Here is a 21,029-nt window from a genome sequence, read left to right on the forward strand (position 1 = left end):
GGTCCTCCACAGGTCCTCCGGATGTCCTCGGCGCATGGTGCGCCCTGGATACGCTACTGACGCCCCTCCGGCGTCGACCGGGAACGGGGCGTCCCACGATGTTCGGAGGCCTGCGTGCGCACGATCGGTCAGCACCGCGACGAGGTCGCCGCGCTCCTCGCACCCGTGCTCGCTCCGCGCGCTCCGGAGGTGCTCACGCTCGACGCCCTGGCGGACGGTGCCGGCGCCGGTCGCGGGTACCGGACGCTCGCGCGTGCGGTGACCGCACCCGTCCCGCTGCCCGTGTTCGACAACAGTCAGATGGACGGGTTCGCCGTGCGCTCGGCCGAGGCCGGCCAGGGCGTCCGGGTGGTCGACCCGATCCCCGCCGGAGCCGTCCCGGCGCCGCTCGCGCCCGGGACCGCAGCGCCGATCATGACCGGGGCGCGGATCCCGGACGGCGCAGACGCCGTCGTGCCGGTCGAGGCGTCACCGCCGGGCGCGTTCCCCGCGGCGCTGGGACTCGACGTGCTCACCGTGCCGGACGGCACGACCGCCGGCACGTTCGTCCGTCGTGTCGGCAGCGACGTCGCGCTCGGTGCCGAGCTCGCGCCGGTCGGAGCCCCGGTGACCCCGGCGCTCCTCGGCGCCCTGGCGTCGGCGGGGGTCGGTGCGGTGTCCGTGCTGCGCCCGGTCCGGGTGCTCGTCGTGTCGACGGGCAGCGAGCTCGCCGACGGCGGCCCACAGGACGACGACGGCTCGGACGCTGCGGGCGCGGTCATCCGTGACGCGAACGGTGTCTCGCTGCGTGCGGCCCTGGCCGAGGTCGGCGCCGTGGTGCGCCGCGTGCAGCTGAGCGATGCTGCCGAGGCGTTCCTCCCGGGGCTCGAGTCGGCCGTCGGCGACTGGGCAGACCTCGTCCTGACGACCGGTGGGATCAGTGCCGGAGCGTACGAGGTCGTGCGCCAGGTCCTCGAGCCGCGCGGCCTCGCCGTCACCCCGGTCGCGATGCAGCCCGGCGGACCCCAGGCCCTCGGACTCGTCGAGCTCGCCGGTCGACGGGTCCCGGTCGTGGCGTTCCCCGGGAACCCCGTGTCCGCCCTCGTGTCCTTCGAGGTGTTCCTGCGCCCGGTGCTCGCCGCAGCCGTGGGCGCTCCGGACCGCCCGACCGCCGAGCTACCGGCCGCCGAGTCGGCGACCTCGCCAGTCGGCAAGCACCAGGTCCGACGCGGCCGCGTCGCCGACGGGCGGGTGCACTTCGTGGGCGGGCCGAGCTCGCACCTGCTCGGGCACCTCGCCGCAGCCACCCACCTCGTCCACGTCCCCCTCGGCACCGACTCCGTCGAACCGGGGGACCCGCTGACCGTCTGGAGCCTCCGATGACCGACGACCCCTCGACCGCCGGCGCGCGTGACGCCGAGCTCTCGCACGTCCGCTCCGACGGCACCGCGCACATGGTCGACGTCTCCGACAAGGACGTCACCGCCCGGTCCGCCACGGCCACCGCGACGCTCGTCACCCGCACCGACGTGGTCGAGCGCATCCTCGACGGCTCGCTGCCCAAGGGCGAGGCGATCGGCACCGCACGCATCGCGGCGATCATGGCCGTCAAGAAGACGTCGGACCTGGTGCCGCTCTGCCACCCGCTGCCGATCGCGGGCGTCGAGGTCGACATCGAGGGCGACGGCGACCGCGTGCGCATCGAGGTCTCGGTCCGCACCACCTCGCGCACGGGCGTCGAGATGGAGGCCCTGACCGGGGCGAGCGTGGCGGCACTGACCGTGTACGACATGGTGAAGGCCGTCGACCGCACGGCCGTGATCACCGACGTCCGGGTGCTCGAGAAGCACGGCGGGCGTTCGGGGGACTGGAGCAACCGATGACGTCCGAACCCACCAGGGGCCGAGCCGGTGTGGTGGTCGTCTCCACGCAGGCATCGACCGACCCGACGCTCGACCGCACCGGGCCCGTGATCGCCGCGTGGCTGCGCGAGCGGGGCTTCACCGTCGCCGAGCCGACGATCGTGCCCGACGGCGGCCCGATCGCCGAGACCGTCTCCGTCGAGCTGCTCGCCGACGCGAAGGTCGTCGTCACCACGGGCGGCACCGGCGTCACGCCGACCGACCGCACCCCCGAGGCCGTCGCTCCGCTGATCGACCTGGAGCTGCCCGGCATCACCGAGGAGATCCGTCGTCGCGGCCTCGCCGGTGCGGGGCCGACCGCGCTGCTGACCCGCGGGGTCGCGGGCATCGCCGGTGGTCGGACGGTCGTCGTGACCCTGCCGGGGTCCCGTGGTGGTGTCGCCGACGGCCTCGCGGTGCTGGACGGCGTGCTCGACCACGTGCTCGCCCAGCTGCACGGCGAGGGCCACGCGCCCCGGAGCGCCTCGTGAGCGGCGACCGCGGAACCGGCGTCCACGGGCCCGACGATCACGGGACAGCCGAGCGGGTCGTCGTCGCGGACGTCGTCGACCGTGTGGTCACCGTCGACGAGGTCTCCGCAGCCGTCACCACCGACCGCGACGGCGCCGTCGTCACGTTCGCCGGGGTCGTCCGCGACCACGACGAGGGCAAGGGCGTCACCGCACTCGACTACGAACGGCACCCGAGCGCGGGTGACGTCATCGCCGAGGTCGCCCGCTCGATCGCGGCCGCGCACCCCGAGGTCCGGGTCGCCGTGCTGCACCGTGTCGGCGCGCTCCGCATCGGGGACGTGGCGCTCGCCGCGGCCGTGTCCTCGCCGCACCGGGCCGAGGCCTTCGCCGCGTGCGCCGCGCTGATCGACCTCGTGAAGGAGCGGACGCCGGTCTGGAAGCGCCAGGAGTTCACCGACGGCACCGACGAGTGGGTCGCCGCCCTCTGACTCCGTGAGCGTGCGCGCCCACTCTGCGACACCGGCACTCCCGCAGTGAACTAAATAAAGTAAACAACGATCGGGCGCTGATGGGCGAGTCCGACCAGTACGTCCAGGTGTACAAGCGACGGCTGATCGACACGGGCTACGTCCAGCGGGCGGGGCACGGCTTCGTCTCCTTCACGCTCCCGTACCTCGACCAGTACATCCGGAGCCTCGTGTACGACGACCCGCGGGACGACCGCCGGCCCGCCGACAGCTGGGCGGACTTCCCGGCGCCGCAACTCTGACACCCATCGGTCCCCACGGTCAGCGCTGCGGTGATCGAACCGGCGAAGCGACCTCGGTCACGCATCGGTGAGCCCGCCGCGCTGCTGCCCGCTGCACAACCGGCAGCACGTCGCGCCGCGGAATCCCGTGGCGCGACGTGCTCCCGGTTGCGCCGGAGCACGTCGAGCCCCGCCGCGTCCCGCAACCGACGCCACCGAAGCGCCACCCCGCCCGCACCCCGCGGCGCCCGCACCCGCCCGCGCCGCCTACCCTTGACAGGTGGCTCATCTCCTCGGCGCCGAGAACCTGCATCTCGAGTTCCCCACCAAGGTCGTCTTCGACAGCGTCACCCTCGGCCTCGACGAGGGTGACCGCATCGGCGTCGTCGGCCGCAACGGCGACGGCAAGTCGACCCTGCTCGCCCTGCTCGCGCAGCGCCTCGAGCCGGACGCGGGGCGGGTCACCCACCGACGCGGCCTGACCGTCGGGTACCTCGACCAGCGTGACGTCCTGCCCGCGGGTGCGACCGTCGGCAGCATCGTCGTCGGCGACCTCGCCGAGCACGAGTGGGCCGGCGACCCGAAGATCCGCGACATCATCGGCGGGCTCGTGTCGGACATCCCGTGGGACGCCACGGTCGACGACCTCTCCGGCGGTCAGCGACGGCGCATCGCACTCGCGAAGCTGCTCGTGGGCGACTGGGACGTCCTGTTCCTCGACGAGCCGACCAACCACCTCGACGTCGAGGGCATCCAGTGGCTCGCCGACCACATCAACCGCCGCTGGTCGTCGAACCAGGGCGGCATGGTCGTCGTGACGCACGACCGGTGGTTCCTCGACGCCGTGTCGACCGCCACGTGGGAGGTCCACGACGGTGTCGTCGACCCCTTCGAGGGCGGCTACGCGGCGTACATCCTGCAGCGCGTCGAGCGTGACCGGCAGGCGGCCGCGAGCGAGCAGCGCCGCCAGAACCTGGCCCGCAAGGAGCTCGCCTGGCTCCGCCGTGGTGCCCCCGCGCGCACGAGCAAGCCGAAGTTCCGCATCGACGCGGCGAACGCCCTGATCGACGACGTGCCGCCGATCCGCGACACCGTCGCCCTGTCGCAGATGGCGACCGCCCGGCTCGGCAAGGACGTCGTCGACCTGCTCGACGTCGGTGTCTCGTTCGGCGACGACGTGATCCTGCGCGACGTCGAGTGGCGCATCGCACCGGGGGAGCGGACCGGCATCCTCGGGCCGAACGGTGCCGGCAAGTCGACCCTCCTCAACCTGGTGTCCGGCAAGCTGCAGCCCACCGAGGGCCGCGTGAAGACCGGCAAGACGGTGCAGGTCGCGGTGCTCGACCAGCAGCTCGCCGACCTGCAGCAGTTCGCCGACGACCGCGTCCGCGAGGTCGTCGCCCGCAAGAAGACGAGCTACGTCGCCGACGGCAAGGAGATGACGCCCTCGCAGCTGCTCGAACGGCTCGGCTTCACCTCGGAGCAGCTCTCGACGCCGGTCAAGGACCTGTCCGGTGGGCAGAAGCGCCGGCTGCAACTCATGCTGATCCTGCTCGACGAGCCCAACGTGCTGATCCTCGACGAGCCGACGAACGACCTCGACACCGACATGCTCGCCGCGATGGAGGACCTGCTCGACACCTGGCCGGGCACCCTGCTCGTCGTCTCCCACGACCGGTACCTGCTCGAGCGCGTCACCGACCAGCAGTACGCGGTCCTCAGTGGGCACCTGCGGCACCTGCCCGGCGGCGTCGACGAGTACATGCGACTGCGGGCGTCCGGGACCGTCCCACAGACGGCGGCTGCGGCTGCCGCCGCCTCGGCCGGGAGGCCCGACACGGCTCCGGCAGGCGCCTCCGGTGGCACTGCGGTCGGGTCCAGCGCCCCTGCCGCTCCCGGTCTGTCGGGCGCGGACCGTCGCGCCGCCGAGAAGGAGATGTCGGCCCTCGACCGGAAGATCGCGAAGGCAGGGCAGGACCGGCAGAAGCTGCTCGACGCGTTCGCCGCGCACGACCAGTCGGACTACGCGGGGCTCGGGGCGCTGCAGACGAAGCTCGGGGCGCTCGACGCCGAGGTCGAGCAGCTCGAGGAGCGGTGGCTCGAGGTGGCGGAGACCCTCGGGGTGTAGCCGGCGGCCCGCTGGTCCGGTACCCGCTACTCGACCGACTCCGGGGCACCGCCACCGGGGTTCGCCACGACCTCCCAGAGGTGGCCGTCCGGGTCCTGGAAGAAGCCGGACCACATGCCCCACGGCCGCGTGTACGGCGCCGCGAGCATCGTCGCTCCGGCCGCTGCGGCGCGGTCGAGGAACGCCTGCGCGGCCTCCCGTGACGGCTCGAAGTGCCCGATGGTCGTGCTCGGCGCGTCGGCGAGTGCGACACCGGAGTCCTTCCGCATGTCCTCGCGCCCGTACACGCTGACTATCAGTCCGTCGTCGAGCGTGAACATCGCGGTGGTGCCGCCGGCCTCGGTCTCGCTCGACGGATACTCGGTACCGATGACGCCGCTGCCGTCGCTGCCGAGGAGCGCGCGGTAGAACGATGCCGAGCGTCCGACGTCGGCCACGGCGAGGGTGATGGCGTGCATGCCCGGCAGGCTACGCCGCGGGCGGTTCCGCCGACCCGATCGACCCGGTCGGTCGCGTCGACCCGGTCGCTCGCTCGGTCGTCAGTCGCCGAGCCCGAGGATGAGCCGCCGGAGCAGCCCGGACAGCAGCGCCTGCTCGTCGTCGGACAGCTCGGACAGGATCGCCCGCTCGGCCCCCAGCAGGTCCGCGATCGCGGCGTCCACGGCTGCGCGGCCGCTCGCCGTGAGGGACACGAGGATGCCACGGCCGTCGCGCGGGTCGGTGCGACGGCTGACCAGCCCCCGTGCCGCGAGCCGGTCGACCCGGTTCGTCATCGTGCCGCTCGACACCAGTGTCTGCTGCAGCAGCGACTTCGGGCTGAGCTCGTAGGGTTTGCCCGCACGCCGCAGCGCCGACAGCACGTCGAACTCCCACGGCTCGACGTCGCTCGCGTCGAACGCAGCCCGTCGTGCGCGGTCGAGGTGCCGGGCGAGCCGGTCGACCCGGGACAGGACCTCGAGCGGTCCGAAGTCCAGGTCGCCCCGCTCCCGACCCCACGCCGCGACGATCCGGTCGACCTCGTCCTGCTGCGGCATCCCTCCATCTTGGCCGAAGCCGTCCGTCCCGTCACGCCCTCACGAGCGCGCGACGAAGAACGAACACGGCGTCGATGAGGAGGAGCTCAGCGTCTCGCTTCGTCAGGGTCGGCATCGCGCCGACCTTTCCACGCTCGTACTGGTCCGCGCTGAGGAGATCGAACGAGGCGATCGTTCCGAGGACGTGGGTCAATGGGGTCCGTATTGAATCTCCGACGACAGCTTGTCGAAACCAGTGTGGCTCGCTGATCCTTCTATGCAGTTCGAGACTTTTGCCGGCAGTCTCGTGCGACCCCCCGCGGAGCGACTCGAGCAACTCGTCGAGCGAGGTCACGAGACCATCGATGCGTGCTCGCCGCTGATCAGCGGCGGCGCGCAGCGATCGCCAGGTCGCTCCGACGACGAACACGCCTGCCGTCACCATCACGCCGAGCACCGGCGGTTCGACCTGACTCGACGCGCTCAACGTCGTCGCGATGGCGATCCCACTGAGGCCCGTTGCACTCACGAAGGGAAGGGCGGCGCCAGTTCCTCGCCGGGGTGAGGCAGCCGGACTGAGAAGGGACGGGCGGACGAGCAAGGCTAGGAGAAGGAGCAAGCCCGTCGACACGATGACGACGACCGCGTTGCTGACTCGTGTTTCGACCGAGGCAGAGCCGTTGTCGAAGAAGTCGGCGGTCGACTGATGATGCACAGCGATGATCAGAGCATCGGCTACGGCCGCCATCAGTGCGGCGAGGCACACGGCGCACCAGAAGACTGCGAGACGGATGCCGTCCAGGAGTCGCAGGAGACGGCCGCGCGTCCGATGCGTCATCAGCGCGAGACCGATAGCCACGGTGAACCCGCCGAGGACCTCAGCCACGAGAGGGGCTACGGCGCGGTCCGGGCCAGCTGGTCGACCGAGATCGACCAGCTGGACGCCGAGGAGCGCGAGCCAGATCATCGCGAGAACGATGTTGAGGATGACCATGATGGCTCTGCTTCCGGGAACCACCACCAGCGTGGGCGACCATTGAACGTAGTGTCGCAACAGATTCGGGAAGCTCCGGAGTGACTCTGCCCGTTCTCGCTGGACACGGTCAACGACAGATTCCCCCAACTGCAACACGCAGGACATCGTACTGAGGGCGGACCAGGACGCACACGCGTCATGGGAGGATGGTGCTGCACCTGATCTGGTGTGTTCCGCCTTGGTGTAACGGCAGCACGACGGCCTTTGGTGCCGTTAGGTCCGGGTTCGAATCCTGGAGGCGGAGCGGCCGGTGTCCGTGTGGGCTGCACGGGCCTCGATGCTCAGCGGCCCGGCAGCGATGCGAGTGCCCGCGACCGCTGCGCGAGCATCTCGTCGTACGTGCCGTCCCGCTCGGACCATCGGAGGGGGCGGGCTCGCTCGACGATGACCTCGTGCGGCGTCGGGTCCTGCGACAGCAGGCCGATCACCTCGTCGAGGAACGCGTCGAGGGGCAGCGCGTTCGGGTTGAGCTGCTCCTGACCCGCGGTCGCCACGGCCGGCGGGACGAGTTCGCTGACACCGACACCGGTGCCCGCGAGGTGCGCGCGGAGCGACTCGGTGTACGAGTGCACCGCCGCCTTCGTCGCGCCGTACGTCGGCATGAGCGGGAACGGGGTGAAGCCGATCCCGGACGTCACGGTCAGGACGTCGCCCTGCCCCCGTGCGAGCAGGTGCGGCGTGAAGGCGTCGACCACGCGGATGGTGCCGAGCAGGTTCACGGCGACGGACTGCTCGGCCTCCGCAACGTGCGCAGGGTCCCGCAGGTCCTCGGTGAGCATGACGCCGGACATCGTGACGACGAGGTCGAGGTCGGGGTGTGCGGCCAGGACCGCGTCGCGTGCCGCGAGCACGGACGCAGGGTCCGTCACGTCGATGGTGACCGCTTCGATCTCGTCGGCGTCGGCGTCGGCATCGGCGTCGGTGACACGACGCCCGCCGACGACGACGGTCGAACCGGCGGCGCGGAAGCGGCTCGCCAGACCGGCGCCGATCCCCGAGGTGCCTCCGGCGATGAAGACAGTGCGGTTGCTGACGTCCATGTGGATCGTCCTCCCTGTTCGGTGGTGGTGCACCGATGGTCGCTCCATGCCCGGCACGTCCGACAGGCCGCGGTCTTCCGGGGGAGTGACAGGGCCCCCGCTCCGCGGGCTGTGCCCGGATACCGTGTGCTCCGTGGAGGACAGCGCAGACGAGAACCGGCTCGGTTGGTACCTGGCGGCCAGACGCGCGGTCGTGACACCGGAACAGGTCGGGCTGCCGCCCGGTCCACGCCGCAGGGTCGCCGGGCTCCGGCGCGAGGAGGTCGCACTGCTGGCCGGCATCAGCGCCGACTACTACCTCCGTCTCGAGCGCGGCCGGGACCGCAACCCGTCGGACCAGGTCATCGACGCACTCGCCCGGGTGTTCGACCTCGACGACGTGGAGCGGGAGTACCTCGCCGACCTTGTGGCACCACGACCGCGGCGGCGGCGGACCCGTCGGACCGATCGTGTCCCGGACCGGCTGCACCACCTGCTCGCGGCGGTCGACGTACCCGCCTTCGTCGAGAGCCGCACCCTCGACATCCTCGCGGCCAACGCCCTGGCGACGGCGCTGTCGCCACGGATGGCCCCCGGCCACAACCGCCTGCGGTCGCTCCTGCTCGACCCCGAGGAGCGTGCGTTCCAGCAGGACTGGGAACGCGCCGTCGTCGACATGGTCGCGGCGTTCCGGCACACCCTGGGTACCGACGTCGACGACGTCCGGGCGATCGAGCTCGTCGGCGAACTGTCGCTGGCGAGTGCCCGGTTCCGCGAGGTCTGGGCGCGTCAGGACGTCCGACCGCTCGCCGGCAACACGACCGTGGTCCGGCACCCCGAGGTCGGGACCCTGCGCCTGCACCGCGACAAGCTCCCCACGGACGACGTCGTCCTGGTGCTCTACTACGCGGACGAGGGGTCGGCCGACGCCGAGAAGCTCCGCCTGCTCGGCGCCCTCGCGCAGCCGATCCGTGATCAGTCGGACCGGAGCGCCTCGACATGACCGGACGGTCCTGCCTGTCCCGACGGCAGCGTCCAACGGCTCAGTGAGCTGTTGCCACTGCACCGATCCCGCCCGCAGCCGCCCGCAACGCGGTCGCTTCCTCCCGTACGAGTTCCCCGAGCGCCTCGACCGGCGACCCCGCCGGTCCGGCCGCCCACCGCTCGAAGCCGTCCCAGTACGCCCGGACGCCGAGTTCCGCGAGCACCACGGCCCGGTGCCGGTCGACGCCTCGATCACGCAGCGCCGATGCGAGCACCTCGGTGACCACCGAGCGCTTGTAGACGTACCGCTCCCGCAGCGCCTCGTGCTCGAGCGTCAGCGCGGTGATCGCGGCGCCGATGGCTCGTTGCTCCGGCACGTGCGCAGCAACGAGCGCGTCGAGCGCATCGTCGACGACATCCTCGTCCGCGCTGTCGACGGGTGCATCGCGCACCACACGCCGGACGGTCTCGACGATCGCGCCCTGCCCCTGGAACAGGATCTCGCGTTTGTCGGGGAACTGCCGGAAGAGCGTGGCCTTGGTGAGCCCGGCACGCTCGGCGATCTGTGCCGCAGTCGTCGCGTCGTAGCCCTGCTCCGCGAAGAGCTCGAGCGCCGCTCGGAGGAGTCGACCCCGCGGGTCCGGTTGCCAGCGTGCCACGGACCGAGTCTAACCAATGCGACTCAGTCCCGTCAGGTGTACCTTGACGATACTCAGTCTCATCATTCAAGCGGTGTCCCAGCGGCACCGGACAGGAGTCACCATGCGCGTCTTCATCACCGGAGCCTCGGGCTGGATCGGCAGCGCCCTCACCCACGACCTCGTCGCACACGGACACGACGTCGTCGGGCTTGCCCGCTCCGCCTCCTCCGCCCAGCGCATCCGTTCCGCCGGGGGCGAGGCAGTGCTCGGCGACATGGCCGACCACGCGCTCATCGTCGAGCAGGCGACCCTGGCCGATGCGACGGCGCACCTCGCGTTCGCGCTCGACTTCGACGCGTTCGACGAGACGATCGACAACGAGGTCGCGCTGCTCGACATGCTCGGCAAGGCGCTCGCCGGCAGCGGGAAGGCCCTGTTCGCGGCCTCGGGCACCCCGACGACCCCGCGTGGCACCGCGACCGAGGACGACGCGCTCGCTCCAGGCGGTCCCGCCGGCGCCCGCGCGCGCACGGCTGCTGCGGTCCTCGCGCTCGCCGACCGGGGCATCCGCGCTGGGCTGGTGCGGATGCCCCGGACGGTGCACGGCGTGGGGGACCGGAACGGGCTCGTCGCCGCACTCGTGCAGTTCGACCGACAGCTCGGCGCGGCCGTGTACGTCGGCGACGGATCGAACCGGTGGCCGGCGGTGCACGTCGGCGACGCAGCTCGTCTGTTCCGGCGCGCGCTCGAGAGCGCTCCGGCGGGGTCGGTCCTGCACGCCGTCGCCGAGGAGGGGGTCCCGATGCGCGCGGTCGCCGAGTCGATCAGCAGGCAGACCGGCATGCCGGCACAGCCGGTCGACGCGACGACACTCGGCGTGTTCGGTGCGCTGCTCGGCGGCGACCAGCCCGCGTCGAGCGCTCGGACGCGCGCACTCCTCGGCTGGGAACCGACGGGCCCGACCCTGCTCGAGGACCTCGACGCCGGGCACTACACGCAGACCGGATGACGTCGGACCTCTGCCGTCCAGGCTGCCGCGCTGATCGGGTCCTTTCCCGTCGCCGTCCTCGCGCTCTGCATCGCGGCGAGCTCGCTCCGCGTCTGGCGCGAACAGCTGTCGGCGGTCATCGCGACCAGTCTCGCCAGCCTCGCCGCGCTGGCCGCCATCGGCCTCGCCTGGATCGGCGTCGGCACCGTCATCTTCTTCACCGAGCCGGTGCAGGAGTCGGCACCGACGTCGGGGGAGACAGCACCGACGTCGCGTCCCGAGCGGTCGACCTGGCACGGCGATCGTGCCGGTCGTCCGGTAGCCGGCTGACGGACCGGCACCGCGACGACGGTCTGGAGGCGCGGATCACCGCCGCCGGTCCGCGTCCGGTGGTCCGCGCCTCCCGTCCGCCCCGTCAGGACGGCAGGTGCACCGCCGCACCCACCGGCCGCGGCGCGTGGTCGGAGGGGGCCGTCCGCCGTCCGGTGGCCATCTCCTGCAGGACCCGGTGCACCTGGCGGCTGTAGCCGGACTCGTTGTCGTACCAGACGTACAGCACCACGTGCTCGGACCCGTCCGCGATGGTCGCGAGCCCGTCCACGATGCCCGCCCGCCGGCTGCCGAGCAGGTCCGTCGAGACGATCTCGGGCGACTCGACGTAGTCGATCTGCCGACGGAGCGGCGACGTGAGCGAGGCGTCCCGGAGCACCCCGTTCAGCTCGTCGCGACCGACGGGTCGACCGAGCGTCAGGTGCAGGACCGCGAGCGAGACGTTCGGCGTCGGGACGCGGACGGCGTTCCCGGTGAGCCGGCCCCGGAGTTCGGGCAGGGCCTTCTCGGCGGCCTTCGCAGCACCGGTCGCGGTGATCACCATGTTCAGGCCTGCCGCACGGCCGCGCCGGTCGGCGGGGTGGTAGTTGTCGACCAGGTTCTGGTCGTTCGTGGCGGAGTGCACGGTCTCGACGTGTCCGTGCACGATGCCGTACGCGTCGGACACGACCTTGAGCACGGGGACGATCGCGTTGGTGGTGCACGACGCCGCACTGACGACCGGGTCGTCGCCGATCGTGTCGTGGTTGATGCCGTGCACGACGTTGGGGACGTCGCCCCCGCCCGGTGCGGTGAGCAGGACGCGTGCAGCACCCGGTGCCCGCAGGTGCTGCGCGAGCCCCTCGGCGTCGCGCCAGCGACCGGTGGTGTCGACGACGATCGCGTCCTCGATGCCGTCTGCGCGGTAGTCGACGGCGTCCGGGGAGTCGGCCGAGACGAACTGCACGAGGGTGCCGTTCGCGGTGATCGTGTCCCGCTCGGTGTCGACGGTGACGGTGCCGGCGAAGGGACCGTGGATCGAGTCCCGCCGGAGCAGGCTCGCGCGCTTGACCAGGTCGTCGGGACCACGACGTCGGACGACGACGGCGCGCAGGGCGAGCGGGGCGTGCTCCCCGGCGCGCTCGAGCAGGATCCGGGCGAGCATCCGCCCGATGCGACCGAAGCCGTACAGGACGACGTCGCGTGGAGCGTCGTGGGTCGAGCTGTCCGCCGCGCCGCGCCGCAGGAAGAACTCGTCGGCGAGGAACTCGCGCAGGGTGCTGCCCAGCCGGTCGCGTCGGTGTCGGGACGCGAGGTCGCCGAGGTCGACGGACACCGACGACAGCGCCATCGTCTCGAGTTCGGTCAGGATCGCCAGGCTCGTCGCGACCGGCAGCTCGGTCTCGTCGACGCGACGGCTCGACCGGTGGGCCTTGACGATCGCGATCGGGGACTGCCCCACGAGGGGTCGGCCGTGGACCGAGGGCACGACGTCGTCCCGGCGGTACAGGCGACCGATGAGCGGCACCATCGCTTCGGCAGCGGCGAGCTTCTCGTCCCACTCGTGCTGCAACCGGGCACGCTCGGCGGCGGTGGACACCCCGGCTGCGGTCGGAGCGGCGGCCGCCATCAGGCGACCTGCCGGACGGGGACGACGGCGTGCAGGGCGGCGCGGCGTTCGTCGAGGATCGTCGTGAAGACCGGGGGCGTGCGGTCAGCGAACCCGGCGAGGAACTCCTCGGTCAGGTCGCACTCCTCGAGCCACGGCTCCGGGTCGACGGCGAAGAGCGCGTCGAGCTGCGCCTCGGGCAGGTCCAGGCCGCGCACGTCCAGGTCGTCCAGGTCGGGGAGCAGGCCGACCGGGCTCTCGACCGCCGGCACGCTGCCCTCGACCCGGCGCGCGATCCACTCGAGCACGCGGGCGTTCTCGCGGAAGCCCGGCCACAGGAAGCCGCCCTCCGCGTCCCTGCGGAACCAGTTCACCTGGAACACCGCCGGAGCGCCGGCGCCCAGCTGTCCGCCCAGGGTCAACCAGTGCGACCAGTGGTCGGCCATGTCGTAGCCGCAGAACGGCAGCATCGCGAAGGGGTCGCGGCGGAGCTCGCCGACGGTGCCCTCGGCCGCGGCGGTCCGCTCGGACGACACGGTGGCGCCCATGAACACGCCCTCGGCCCAGGTCGGTGCCTGTGCCACGAGCGGCACGTTCGTCGAGCGGCGGCCACCGAACACGACGGCGTCGACCGGGACGCTGTGCTCCCACCCGTCGGCGAGCGTCGGGACACGGTCGAGCGAGACGGTGAAGCGGGCGTTCGGGTGCGCTGCTGGCGTCGGGCTGTCGGGCGTCCAGTCGGCGCCGGTCCAGTCGACAAGGTGTGCGGGCGGTTCGGGGGTGAGCCCCTCCCACCAGACGTCGCCGTCGTCGGTCAGCGCGACGTTCGTGAAGATCGTGTCCGCGGCGATCGTCGCGACCGCGACGGGGTTCGTGTCGGGGCCGGTGCCGGGTGCGACGCCGAACAGCCCCGCCTCGGGGTTGATCGCGTGCAGCCGTCCGTCGGCACCCGGACGGAGCCAGGCGATGTCGTCGCCGATGGTCTCGACGGACCACCCGGGCAGGGCCGGCTGCAGCATCGCGAGGTTGGTCTTGCCGCAGGCGGACGGGAACGCGGCGGCGACGTGGAAGGCCCGACCCTCGGGTGAGGTGAGCCGGACGAGCAGCATGTGCTCGGCGAGCCACCCCTCGTCGCGACCCATGACCGAGGCGATCCGGAGCGCGAAGCACTTCTTCGCGAGCAGGGCGTTGCCGCCGTACCCGGAGCCGTACGACCAGACCTCGCGGGTCTCCGGGAACTGCACGATGTACTTCGTGTCGTTGCACGGCCAGGCGACGTCCGGCTGTGGGACGCCCCGGTCGTCGCGGAGCGGGTGCCCGACGCTGTGCACCGTCGCGACCCACGGCACGCCGGTGTCGATCGCGCGGAGCACCTCCGGGCCCAGTCGCGTCGTCATGCCCATGCTGAGGACGACGTACGCCGAGTCGGTGACCTCGACGCCGAGCTGCGAGATCGGGCCGCCCACCGGTCCCATCGAGAACGGGACGACGTACATGGTGCGTCCGCGCATGCTCCCGGCGAAGCGCTCGTCGAGCTCGGCGCGCATCGCGGTCGGTTCCCGCCAGTGGTTCGTGGGACCGGCGTCCTCGGGTGTGCGGGAGCAGGTGAAGGTGCGGCCCTCGACCCGGGCGACGTCGTCGGGTGCCGACCGGGCGAGGTAGCTGTTCGGCCGGAGCTCCGGGTCGAGGGCGATCAGCTTGCCCTCGTCGACGAGCTGCTGGGTCAGGCGGGCGGTCTCGTCGGCCGAGCCGTCGCACCAGACGACCGCATCGGGGCAGGTGAGGGACGCGATCCGGGCGACCCACGCCTCCAGGGCGACACGGGGTGAGCCGGGGACGGTGTGCGGGGCGGGACGCGTGTGGTTGGGGTTGGTGATCATCGTCGATCTCCTCGTGGAAGGGGGAGGGGGCTACCGGCGGCCGGTGGTCGAGCGCTCCGGCTCGACGATGGTGCGGACGGCCTCGGTCGAGATCCGCTCGGGCTGCTGGGCCGCGGGACCGCCGTGGTCGTCGGCGGACATCGTCCGCTCGTCGAACGGCGCCGCACCGGACAGCACCCGCTCCACCTGCTGCTTGTCGATCTGCTTCGTCCAGGTCCCCACCAGCACGGTGGCGACCGCGTTGCCCGTGAAGTTCGTCAGGGCGCGGGCCTCGGACATGAACCGGTCGATGCCGACGATCAGCCCGACGCCGTTCACGAGGTCCGGGCGGTGCGCCTGCAGACCGCCGGCCAGGGTGGCGAGTCCGGCACCGGTGACCCCGGCGGCGCCCTTCGAGGCGATGATCATGAAGACCAGGAGCGAGATCTGCTCGGGGATGTTCAGCGGCGTGCCGAGGGCGTTCGCGATGAAGAGCGAGGACATCGTCAGGTAGATCGCGGTGCCGTCGAGGTTGAACGAGTAGCCGGTCGGCACCGTGACGCCGACGACGGGCTTCGAGACGCCGAGGTGCTCCATCTTCGCGATGAGGCGGGGCAGGCTGACCTCGCTGGAGGACGTCGACACGATGAGCAGGTACTCGCGGCCGAGGTACTTCATGAGCCGGAAGATGTTGACGCCGGTCACGATGCGGAGCAGCAGACCGAGGACACCGACGACGAACACGATGCAGGTGGTGTAGAAGGCGATCATGAGCGTCCCGAGGGCGACGAGCGCCGCGACGCCGGTGGCACCGACGACCGCGGCGATGGCACCGAACGCGCCGATCGGGGCGGCCCACATGACCATCGCGAGGATGCGGAACACCAGGGCCTGCAGGTGCCGGATGCCGGTGAGGATCGGCGCGCCCTTCTCGCCCATCGCCTGCAGCGCGAAGCCGACGAGCAGCGCCACGAACAGGGTCTGCAGGATGCTGCCGCTGGTCAGGGACGACACGAGCGTCGCGGGGATGATCCCGAGCAGGAACCCGGACGTCGACGACGCGTTCTCCTCGGTGCCGGCCGGCAGTTCGTACGTGGCCTTCGACATGTCGAGGTGGTCGCCCGGGTGGATGAGGTTGCCGACCACGAGTCCGATCGCCAGGGCGAACGTGGACATCGCGATGAAGTAGCCGAGCGCCAGGCCGCCGACCTTGCCGACCGTCGCCGCCTTCGCGATGGAGCCGACACCGAGCACGATCGTGCAGAAGATGACCGGCGCGATCATCATCTTGATCAGCGCGATGAAGCCGTCGCCGACGGGCTTGAGCCCGACGGCGAAGTCGGGGGCCGTCAGGCCGACCACGATGCCGGCGATCACGGCCACGATGACCGCGATGTAGAGCCAGTGCGAGCGATCCAGACCGCGACGCCGGGGGCGGGCGGTGGTCGAGTGCGTCGATGCCATGAGACTTCCTTGTCGTCAGGACCGGGGCGGCGTCGCTCCGGTCGGCTCGTCCTCGGGGGAACGCCACACACCCTCGCGCGCACCGGCCCACCGGATCGACTTGTGTTCACAACGTTCACGGCGGGCTGCGCGGACGGGCACTCGTGCGCGAGGATGGTCGTCCCGCAACGGAGCGAGGAGGCAGCCCAGTGGTACCCCGTCGGTGGAGCATCGCCGCGCGACTCTTCGCGCTCCAGCTGCTGTTCGTCGTCGTCGGGGTCGCCGTCGGTGGCGCCTGGAGCTGGGCGTCGGCGCGCGGTGACCTCGAGGCGGACGCGGCGGAGAAGTCGACCGCGGTCGCGGTGTCCATCGCCCGCAACCCGTTCGTGCTCGAGCAGGTCGACACCGCCGACCCGTCCCGGCGGCTCGAGCCGTACGCCCTCGACCTGATGCGGCGCACCCACACGGACTTCATCACGATCATGGCGCCGGACCGCACCCGGTGGACCCACCCCGACCGGTCGGAGATCGGCAAGCCGTTCCGCGGCACGGTCCAGCCGGCGCTCGAGGGGCGGACCTTCACCGAGACGTTCGCGGGGACGCTCGGTCCCTCGGTGCGGGCCGTGACGCCGATCACCGACGCCGACGGGCGTGTGGTCGGACTCGTCGCCGCGGGGGTCACCGTGGCGAACATCTCGACCGCCCTCGTGCCCCGGCTCACGTCGGTCGTCCTGCTCGCGCTGGCGGTCGTCGCGGTGGCCGCGCTCTTCTCGTGGCTGCTGAGCCGCTACCTCGGCAGGGTCACCGCCGGGCGGGGGCCGGAGGAGCTCGCTCGCGTCTTCGCGTCCTACGAGGGCGTGCTCCACTCGGTGCACGAGGGACTCGTGGTGGTGGACCGGTCCGGCGCGGTGGTGCTCCACAACGACCGCGCCGCGGAGCTGCTGCACCTGCCCGCGCCGGGGGAGCGCCAGGAGTCGATCCCGCTCGCCGCGCTCGACGTGCCCGACGAGTTGCGCACCCTGCTCGCGTCGGGCGACCGGGCCGTGGACGAGACGTACGCGACGCGTGACCGGGTGCTCGTGGTGAACCAGGAGATGGCGTTCCCGCGCGGGTCGACCCGGCCGCTCGGCACCGTCGCGACGATCCGTGACCAGACCGACCTGCTGCACCTGTCCGGCGAACTCGCTGCCACCAGGACCCTCACCGACGCACTGCGGTCGCAGACGCACGAGTTCGCCAACCGGCTGCACGCGGTGGTCGCCCTGATGGAGCTCGGCCGGGTCGACGAGGCGATCCGGTTCGCATCCGACGAGATCGAGCGGCACAGCGAGATCGAACGGCACAGCGAGGTCGAGCGGCACAGCGAGGTCGAGCGGCTCGGAGCGGTCGCCGGCCCCGGCGACCCCGCCCGGACCGCACCCGAGGTGCTCGACGCCCTCCTCGCCGCCAAGCGGGCACAGGCAGCCGAACGCGGTGTCGACCTCGTCGCCGACACGAGCGGCCTGCTCGACCCCGTCCCGGCGGCCCCCGGCGACGTCATCACGGTGCTCGGCAACCTCGTGGACAACGCCGTCGACGCGGTCGCCGGCCGCTGGCCCGGAGCAGACCGGGGCCGTGTCGAGGTCACCGTCTCCGGGGTTGCAGGACCCGGGGTCGATGGTCACGTCCGGCTCGTCGTCCGCGACGACGGACCCGGCATCGCCGACGTCGACGCCGTGTACGAGCGCGGGTGGTCGACGAAGCAGGCGGGTCCGGAGGGGCGGGGCATCGGCCTCGACCTCGTCCGCTCGACCCTCGCCCGCATCGGCGGGGCCGTCGACGTCACGACCGGGCCGGACGGCAGCACGTTCACGGTCGACCTCGCCGCCGGGCGCGTGCCCTCGTGACCGCGCCGATCCGGGTCCTCGTCGTGGAGGACGAGCCCCTGACCGCCGAGGCGCACGCCGCCTACGTCGCCCGGCTCGACGGCTTCGCGGTGGTCGGCACCGTCGGGACCGGCCGGGAGATGCTCGCCGCGGTCGCCGCGGAGCGGCCGGACCTCGTGCTGCTCGACCTCAACCTGCCGGACGCCCACGGCCTGCAGCTGGTCCGCGCCCTGCGCAGTGCCGGGTCCGCCGTCGACGTCATCGCCGTCACCGCCGCGCACGACGTCCGTGCGGTGCGGAACGCGATCGCCCTCGGGGTCGTGCAGTACCTGGTCAAGCCGTTCAGCTTCCGGTCGTTCGCCGACCGGATGACGTCGTACCGCGAGTTCCGACGCGGGTTCGAGGACCGTCGCGCGCTGACGCAGGCCGACATCGACCAGCGGCTCGGGACCCTGCGCCCGGCGGCACCGGTCGACCACGAGAAGGGCATCGCACCCGAGACGCTCGGGGTCGTCCGCGACGCACTGCTCGAGCGGCCGGACGGCGGGTCGGCCTCGGAGGTCGCCGAGGCGACCGGGCTGTCGCGCGTGACCGTCCGTCGGTACCTCGAGCACCTGGCCGCCGCCGGGCAGGTCGGCAAGGACGTCCGCCACCGCGGGCAGGGCCGGCCGGAGTACGAGTACCGCTGGTTGCGCTGAGCGCTGAGCGCTCTGCCGCGGACGTCCGCCGCGGCCGACGGGAGGCACGTGCGGGCTGCCGGGGCACGCTGCGGACCGGCGTGGTGCCGGACGGGAGGCGCGGTGCGGGCCGGCACCGTGCCTCCCGTCCGGACCGGGTCGCTCAGGACCGCGTCAGCGCGCGCGTGCCGTGCCGGCGTCCGGACCGCCGCCGGTGCGGTCCTGCCGGAACCACTGCAGGAGCTCCCGCACCGCGGCCAGGTCCGGCGCCCCGCCGTGGTCGTCCGGCAGGAAGTCGAGGTCGTCGAAGGTGGTGCGGTGACCGGGTACGGCAGCGCGCTGCAGCGTGGCCTCGGCCGCGTACCCCATCGACCAGTCGGGGAACTGGCGCGACCGTACCTGCTCCTCGAGCAGCACGGTGACCTGGTCGTGACGCGGGTCCTCGGCGATGTACGCCATCTTCTCGCGGACCGCGGTGGCGGGACCCTCGAGCAGCTGCAGGAACCGGTGGTCACGGAACAGCAGCAGGCCGGTCACCCCGACGCTGGCGTTCGCGCTGCGGGCGTGGGTCAGCAGGTCGTCGAGGTCGTCGAGTCCGAAGCCGACGACGGCGCGGCTGGCGTAGACGAGGGACAGCAGGGTGCCGTCCGCCGGGGTCTGCGTCGGTTCCGATGATGGCTGCACCGGTCCACTCAACCCGGGCGAGCCGGGAGCCCACCCGGGGACCGGGCAGCGACGTCCCCCGGTTCCCTGGGACCGTCGCCGCGTCGCTCTCTACGGTGGACGGATGCGAGACGAGCTCGAGGCCGCCCTGCGCGCGCACCACACGGCCACGCTGCCCGACGGCGTCGACCGTGCGAGCGTCTGCGACCCCGACCTGCCGACCGCGGAGATCGTCGGGTGGGCGACCCTCGTCGTGGCCGGGGTGCCGCTCTCCCCGGCGGAGCAGGGGCGCATCGCGGCGGCCGCGGCCGACGCGTTCGCCCTCATCAGCGTGCTGCCGGTCGAGTCGCGACCGTACTTCGCCCGCCTCGGTCTGATCGCGACCCTGGCGTCGGCGCTCGCCGTGGGCGCGCCCGCTCCGCGGTAGTTCCTCGCCGCGCCCGCTCCGCGGTGGTCCGTCGCCGCGTCGGCGTCCGCCGACTGCGTGACTAGGCTCAGCACGTGCGGTCGGCGGGTGGTTCCCGCCAGGGCCGTCGAGCCGGACGGGCAGAGGCAGGAGACCACGTGGCGCGATCGACGAGCATCCGCGACGTGGCGGCCGAGGCCGGGGTGTCGATCACGACGGTCTCGCACGCCCTGAGCGGCAAGGGCACCGTGAGTGCCCGGACACGCCTGCGGGTCGAGGAGGCGGTCGAGCGTCTCGGGTACGCCCCGAACCCGATCGCCCGCGCCATGCGGACGGACCGACGAGCCGTGCTGGGCTTCGTCTCCGAGGAGATCGCGTCGACCCCCTACGCGGGGAAGATCATCGTCGGGGCGCAGGCCGAGGCCGCCGCGCACGACCACGTCCTGATGATCGTCGACATCGCGGCCGGGGAGTTCGACGACCCGCGCATCGACGCCCTGATCCAGCGCCAGGTCGACGCGGTGGTGTTCGCGTCGGCGTCGAACCGGGTCATCCGGCTGCCCAGGTCGCTCGACCCGGCGCGGACGGTGCTGCTCGACGCCTTCGACCCGGCGGCCCCGGTGCCGTCCGTGGTGCCCGACGAGCAGGACATCGCCGCGACGGCGGTCCGTGCCCTGCTCGACGCCGGCCACCGGCGCATCGCGCACCTGACGGTCGAGGGCGCCGGTCCCGCCGTGACGGGCCGGGTCGAGGGGTACGAGCGGACCATGCTCGAGGCCGGCCGTACCCCCGTGGTGGTGCGTGCGGCCGGCGAGGTCGCGGACGCTGCGGCCGGGCACCGGGCGGCGACGGAACTGTTCGGGCTCGCACCGTCGCAGGCGGCCGACGGGCATGCCGGTGAGCGCCCGACCGCGGTCTTCGCCTTCAACGACCAGATGGCGATGGGCGTGTACCAGGTCGCGGAGGAGCGCGGCATGCGGATCGGACGTGACCTGTCCGTCGTCGGCATCGACGACCTGCAGATCGTCGCCGCAGCCCTGCGACCGGGCCTGACCACCGTGGCGCTCCCGCACGAGCAGATGGGGCGCGCCGCCGTCCGCCGAGCGCTCGAGCAGACGGGGGCGCTGACCGCGCCCAAGGCGCCGCGTGCCGGGGTCGAGCGACTCCGCGGCGAGCTGGTCGTCCGGGGCTCGATCGGACCGGTAACCGTTACTCGTTCGTGACCTGCGCCCGTGGCGAGCGGTTGCGCCCTGTGTGATGCTCTTCCTCGACACAAAACGATTTGGAT

Annotated in this window: 21 protein-coding genes, 1 tRNA gene and 1 pseudogene; 14 read left to right on the forward strand and 9 right to left on the reverse strand. The window is 72.4% G+C overall.

What is annotated here, in order from left to right; genetic code table 11:
- Positions 1-114 precede the first annotated feature (114 nt).
- From ABIC52_RS07465 to ABIC52_RS07490, 7 genes and pseudogenes are all read left to right on the forward strand, one after another.
- Entirely contained in the window at positions 115-1,362 is a 1,248-nt protein-coding gene (locus ABIC52_RS07465; protein WP_354027014.1) for a molybdopterin molybdotransferase MoeA, read from the forward strand.
- Complete coding sequence (gene moaC / locus ABIC52_RS07470) at positions 1,359-1,862, forward strand: cyclic pyranopterin monophosphate synthase MoaC (RefSeq protein ID WP_354027015.1); 504 nt, start codon at positions 1,359-1,361, stop codon at positions 1,860-1,862. The genes ABIC52_RS07465 and moaC overlap by 4 nt, the downstream gene beginning before the upstream one ends.
- Positions 1,859-2,371: a MogA/MoaB family molybdenum cofactor biosynthesis protein gene (locus ABIC52_RS07475; RefSeq protein ID WP_354027016.1), complete on the forward strand. Its 513-nt coding sequence runs from the start codon at positions 1,859-1,861 to the stop codon at positions 2,369-2,371. Before moaC ends, ABIC52_RS07475 begins: the two co-directional genes overlap by 4 nt.
- On the forward strand, positions 2,368-2,841 hold the full coding sequence (locus ABIC52_RS07480) for a molybdenum cofactor biosynthesis protein MoaE (RefSeq protein ID WP_354027017.1): 474 nt from the start codon (positions 2,368-2,370) through the stop codon (positions 2,839-2,841). Before ABIC52_RS07475 ends, ABIC52_RS07480 begins: the two co-directional genes overlap by 4 nt.
- A gap of 80 nt (positions 2,842-2,921) precedes the next feature.
- Entirely contained in the window at positions 2,922-3,122 is a 201-nt protein-coding gene (locus ABIC52_RS07485; RefSeq protein WP_354027018.1) for a DUF8462 domain-containing protein, read from the forward strand.
- 259 nt (positions 3,123-3,381) lie between these two features.
- Positions 3,382-3,850, forward strand: a pseudogene (locus tag ABIC52_RS16200) (ATP-binding cassette domain-containing protein); the annotation flags it as partial.
- Positions 3,851-3,906: 56 nt separating this feature from the next.
- A complete protein-coding gene (locus ABIC52_RS07490; protein WP_435526071.1) occupies positions 3,907-5,229 on the forward strand; it encodes an ABC-F family ATP-binding cassette domain-containing protein in 1,323 nt (440 codons plus the stop codon).
- Between the two features lie 26 nt (positions 5,230-5,255).
- Here the strand turns inward: ABIC52_RS07490 and ABIC52_RS07495 are convergent, their stop codons facing one another.
- From ABIC52_RS07495 to ABIC52_RS07505, 3 genes are all read right to left on the reverse strand, one after another.
- Positions 5,256-5,687, reverse strand: a complete 432-nt coding sequence (locus tag ABIC52_RS07495) for a VOC family protein (protein ID WP_354027020.1) — start codon at positions 5,685-5,687, stop codon at positions 5,256-5,258.
- Positions 5,688-5,768: 81 nt separating this feature from the next.
- Positions 5,769-6,263, reverse strand: coding sequence for a MarR family winged helix-turn-helix transcriptional regulator (locus ABIC52_RS07500; protein ID WP_209679826.1), 495 nt, complete (start codon positions 6,261-6,263; stop codon positions 5,769-5,771).
- Between the two features lie 31 nt (positions 6,264-6,294).
- Positions 6,295-7,236 carry a hypothetical protein gene (locus tag ABIC52_RS07505; RefSeq protein WP_209823063.1) on the reverse strand — a complete coding sequence of 314 codons (942 nt, stop codon included), beginning with the start codon at positions 7,234-7,236 and terminating at the stop codon, positions 6,295-6,297.
- 214 nt (positions 7,237-7,450) lie between these two features.
- Between ABIC52_RS07505 and ABIC52_RS07510 the strand changes: the two genes are divergently transcribed.
- A tRNA-Gln gene (locus ABIC52_RS07510) sits at positions 7,451-7,522 on the forward strand.
- 37 nt (positions 7,523-7,559) lie between these two features.
- Here the strand turns inward: ABIC52_RS07510 and ABIC52_RS07515 are convergent.
- Positions 7,560-8,318 carry an SDR family oxidoreductase gene (locus ABIC52_RS07515; protein ID WP_209823066.1) on the reverse strand — a complete coding sequence of 253 codons (759 nt, stop codon included), beginning with the start codon at positions 8,316-8,318 and terminating at the stop codon, positions 7,560-7,562.
- Between the two features lie 133 nt (positions 8,319-8,451).
- Here ABIC52_RS07515 and ABIC52_RS07520 point away from each other — a divergent pair, with 133 nt between their 5' ends.
- On the forward strand, positions 8,452-9,300 hold the full coding sequence (locus ABIC52_RS07520) for a helix-turn-helix transcriptional regulator (RefSeq protein ID WP_354027021.1): 849 nt from the start codon (positions 8,452-8,454) through the stop codon (positions 9,298-9,300).
- 40 nt (positions 9,301-9,340) lie between these two features.
- On the opposite strand, the gene ABIC52_RS07525 is transcribed toward ABIC52_RS07520, so the two are convergent.
- Entirely contained in the window at positions 9,341-9,940 is a 600-nt protein-coding gene (locus tag ABIC52_RS07525; RefSeq protein ID WP_209679815.1) for a TetR/AcrR family transcriptional regulator, read from the reverse strand.
- A 103-nt stretch (positions 9,941-10,043) separates the two neighbouring features.
- On the opposite strand from ABIC52_RS07525, the gene ABIC52_RS07530 reads away from it, so the two are divergent.
- Positions 10,044-10,931, forward strand: coding sequence for an NAD-dependent epimerase/dehydratase family protein (locus ABIC52_RS07530; protein WP_354027022.1), 888 nt, complete (start codon positions 10,044-10,046; stop codon positions 10,929-10,931).
- Positions 10,932-11,325: 394 nt separating this feature from the next.
- Here ABIC52_RS07530 and ABIC52_RS07535 read toward each other — a convergent pair whose 3' ends face one another.
- From ABIC52_RS07535 to ABIC52_RS07545, 3 genes are read right to left on the reverse strand one after another with little or no spacing between them, the layout of a single operon-like run.
- Positions 11,326-12,849: a glyceraldehyde-3-phosphate dehydrogenase gene (locus ABIC52_RS07535; protein ID WP_354027023.1), complete on the reverse strand. Its 1,524-nt coding sequence runs from the start codon at positions 12,847-12,849 to the stop codon at positions 11,326-11,328.
- Positions 12,849-14,708 (reverse strand): phosphoenolpyruvate carboxykinase (GTP), encoded by a 1,860-nt coding sequence (locus ABIC52_RS07540; protein WP_209823073.1) that lies wholly within the window; start codon positions 14,706-14,708, stop codon positions 12,849-12,851. The genes ABIC52_RS07535 and ABIC52_RS07540 overlap by 1 nt, the downstream gene beginning before the upstream one ends.
- Positions 14,709-14,738: 30 nt before the next feature.
- Entirely contained in the window at positions 14,739-16,151 is a 1,413-nt protein-coding gene (locus ABIC52_RS07545; RefSeq protein WP_354027024.1) for a cation:dicarboxylate symporter family transporter, read from the reverse strand.
- Positions 16,152-16,339: 188 nt separating this feature from the next.
- Here ABIC52_RS07545 and ABIC52_RS07550 point away from each other — a divergent pair, with 188 nt between their 5' ends.
- Both ABIC52_RS07550 and ABIC52_RS07555 read left to right on the forward strand, forming a co-directional pair.
- A complete protein-coding gene (locus ABIC52_RS07550; protein ID WP_209823075.1) occupies positions 16,340-18,016 on the forward strand; it encodes a sensor histidine kinase in 1,677 nt (558 codons plus the stop codon).
- Positions 18,013-18,693: a response regulator gene (locus ABIC52_RS07555; protein WP_209823077.1), complete on the forward strand. Its 681-nt coding sequence runs from the start codon at positions 18,013-18,015 to the stop codon at positions 18,691-18,693. The genes ABIC52_RS07550 and ABIC52_RS07555 overlap by 4 nt, the downstream gene beginning before the upstream one ends.
- A gap of 153 nt (positions 18,694-18,846) precedes the next feature.
- Here the strand turns inward: ABIC52_RS07555 and ABIC52_RS07560 are convergent, their stop codons facing one another.
- Complete coding sequence (locus tag ABIC52_RS07560) at positions 18,847-19,356, reverse strand: BLUF domain-containing protein (RefSeq protein WP_209823079.1); 510 nt, start codon at positions 19,354-19,356, stop codon at positions 18,847-18,849.
- A 103-nt stretch (positions 19,357-19,459) separates the two neighbouring features.
- Here ABIC52_RS07560 and ABIC52_RS07565 point away from each other — a divergent pair, with 103 nt between their 5' ends.
- Positions 19,460-19,762, forward strand: a complete 303-nt coding sequence (locus ABIC52_RS07565) for a hypothetical protein (protein ID WP_354027025.1) — start codon at positions 19,460-19,462, stop codon at positions 19,760-19,762.
- A gap of 137 nt (positions 19,763-19,899) precedes the next feature.
- On the forward strand, positions 19,900-20,964 hold the full coding sequence (locus ABIC52_RS07570; protein WP_354027026.1) for a LacI family DNA-binding transcriptional regulator: 1,065 nt from the start codon (positions 19,900-19,902) through the stop codon (positions 20,962-20,964).
- The last annotated feature ends 65 nt before the right edge of the window (positions 20,965-21,029 follow it).

It is taken from the genome of Curtobacterium oceanosedimentum, assembly GCF_040545555.1.
Lineage (GTDB): Bacteria > Actinomycetota > Actinomycetes > Actinomycetales > Microbacteriaceae > Curtobacterium.

Coding starts and splice junctions, on each gene's coding strand:
- ABIC52_RS07565 (WP_354027025.1), top strand. CDS start 19,460: ATGCGAGACGAGCTCGAGGCCGCCCTGCGCGCGCACCACACGGCCACG.
- ABIC52_RS07485 (WP_354027018.1), top strand. CDS start 2,922: ATGGGCGAGTCCGACCAGTACGTCCAGGTGTACAAGCGACGGCTGATC.
- ABIC52_RS07535 (WP_354027023.1), bottom strand. CDS start 12,849: ATGGCGGCCGCCGCTCCGACCGCAGCCGGGGTGTCCACCGCCGCCGAG.
- ABIC52_RS07495 (WP_354027020.1), bottom strand. CDS start 5,687: ATGCACGCCATCACCCTCGCCGTGGCCGACGTCGGACGCTCGGCATCG.
- ABIC52_RS07505 (WP_209823063.1), bottom strand. CDS start 7,236: ATGGTCATCCTCAACATCGTTCTCGCGATGATCTGGCTCGCGCTCCTC.
- ABIC52_RS07515 (WP_209823066.1), bottom strand. CDS start 8,318: ATGGACGTCAGCAACCGCACTGTCTTCATCGCCGGAGGCACCTCGGGG.
- ABIC52_RS07545 (WP_354027024.1), bottom strand. CDS start 16,151: ATGGCATCGACGCACTCGACCACCGCCCGCCCCCGGCGTCGCGGTCTG.
- ABIC52_RS07530 (WP_354027022.1), top strand. CDS start 10,044: ATGCGCGTCTTCATCACCGGAGCCTCGGGCTGGATCGGCAGCGCCCTC.
- ABIC52_RS07500 (WP_209679826.1), bottom strand. CDS start 6,263: ATGCCGCAGCAGGACGAGGTCGACCGGATCGTCGCGGCGTGGGGTCGG.
- ABIC52_RS07475 (WP_354027016.1), top strand. CDS start 1,859: ATGACGTCCGAACCCACCAGGGGCCGAGCCGGTGTGGTGGTCGTCTCC.
- ABIC52_RS07540 (WP_209823073.1), bottom strand. CDS start 14,708: ATGATCACCAACCCCAACCACACGCGTCCCGCCCCGCACACCGTCCCC.
- ABIC52_RS07490 (WP_435526071.1), top strand. CDS start 3,907: ATGGTCGTCGTGACGCACGACCGGTGGTTCCTCGACGCCGTGTCGACC.
- moaC (WP_354027015.1), top strand. CDS start 1,359: ATGACCGACGACCCCTCGACCGCCGGCGCGCGTGACGCCGAGCTCTCG.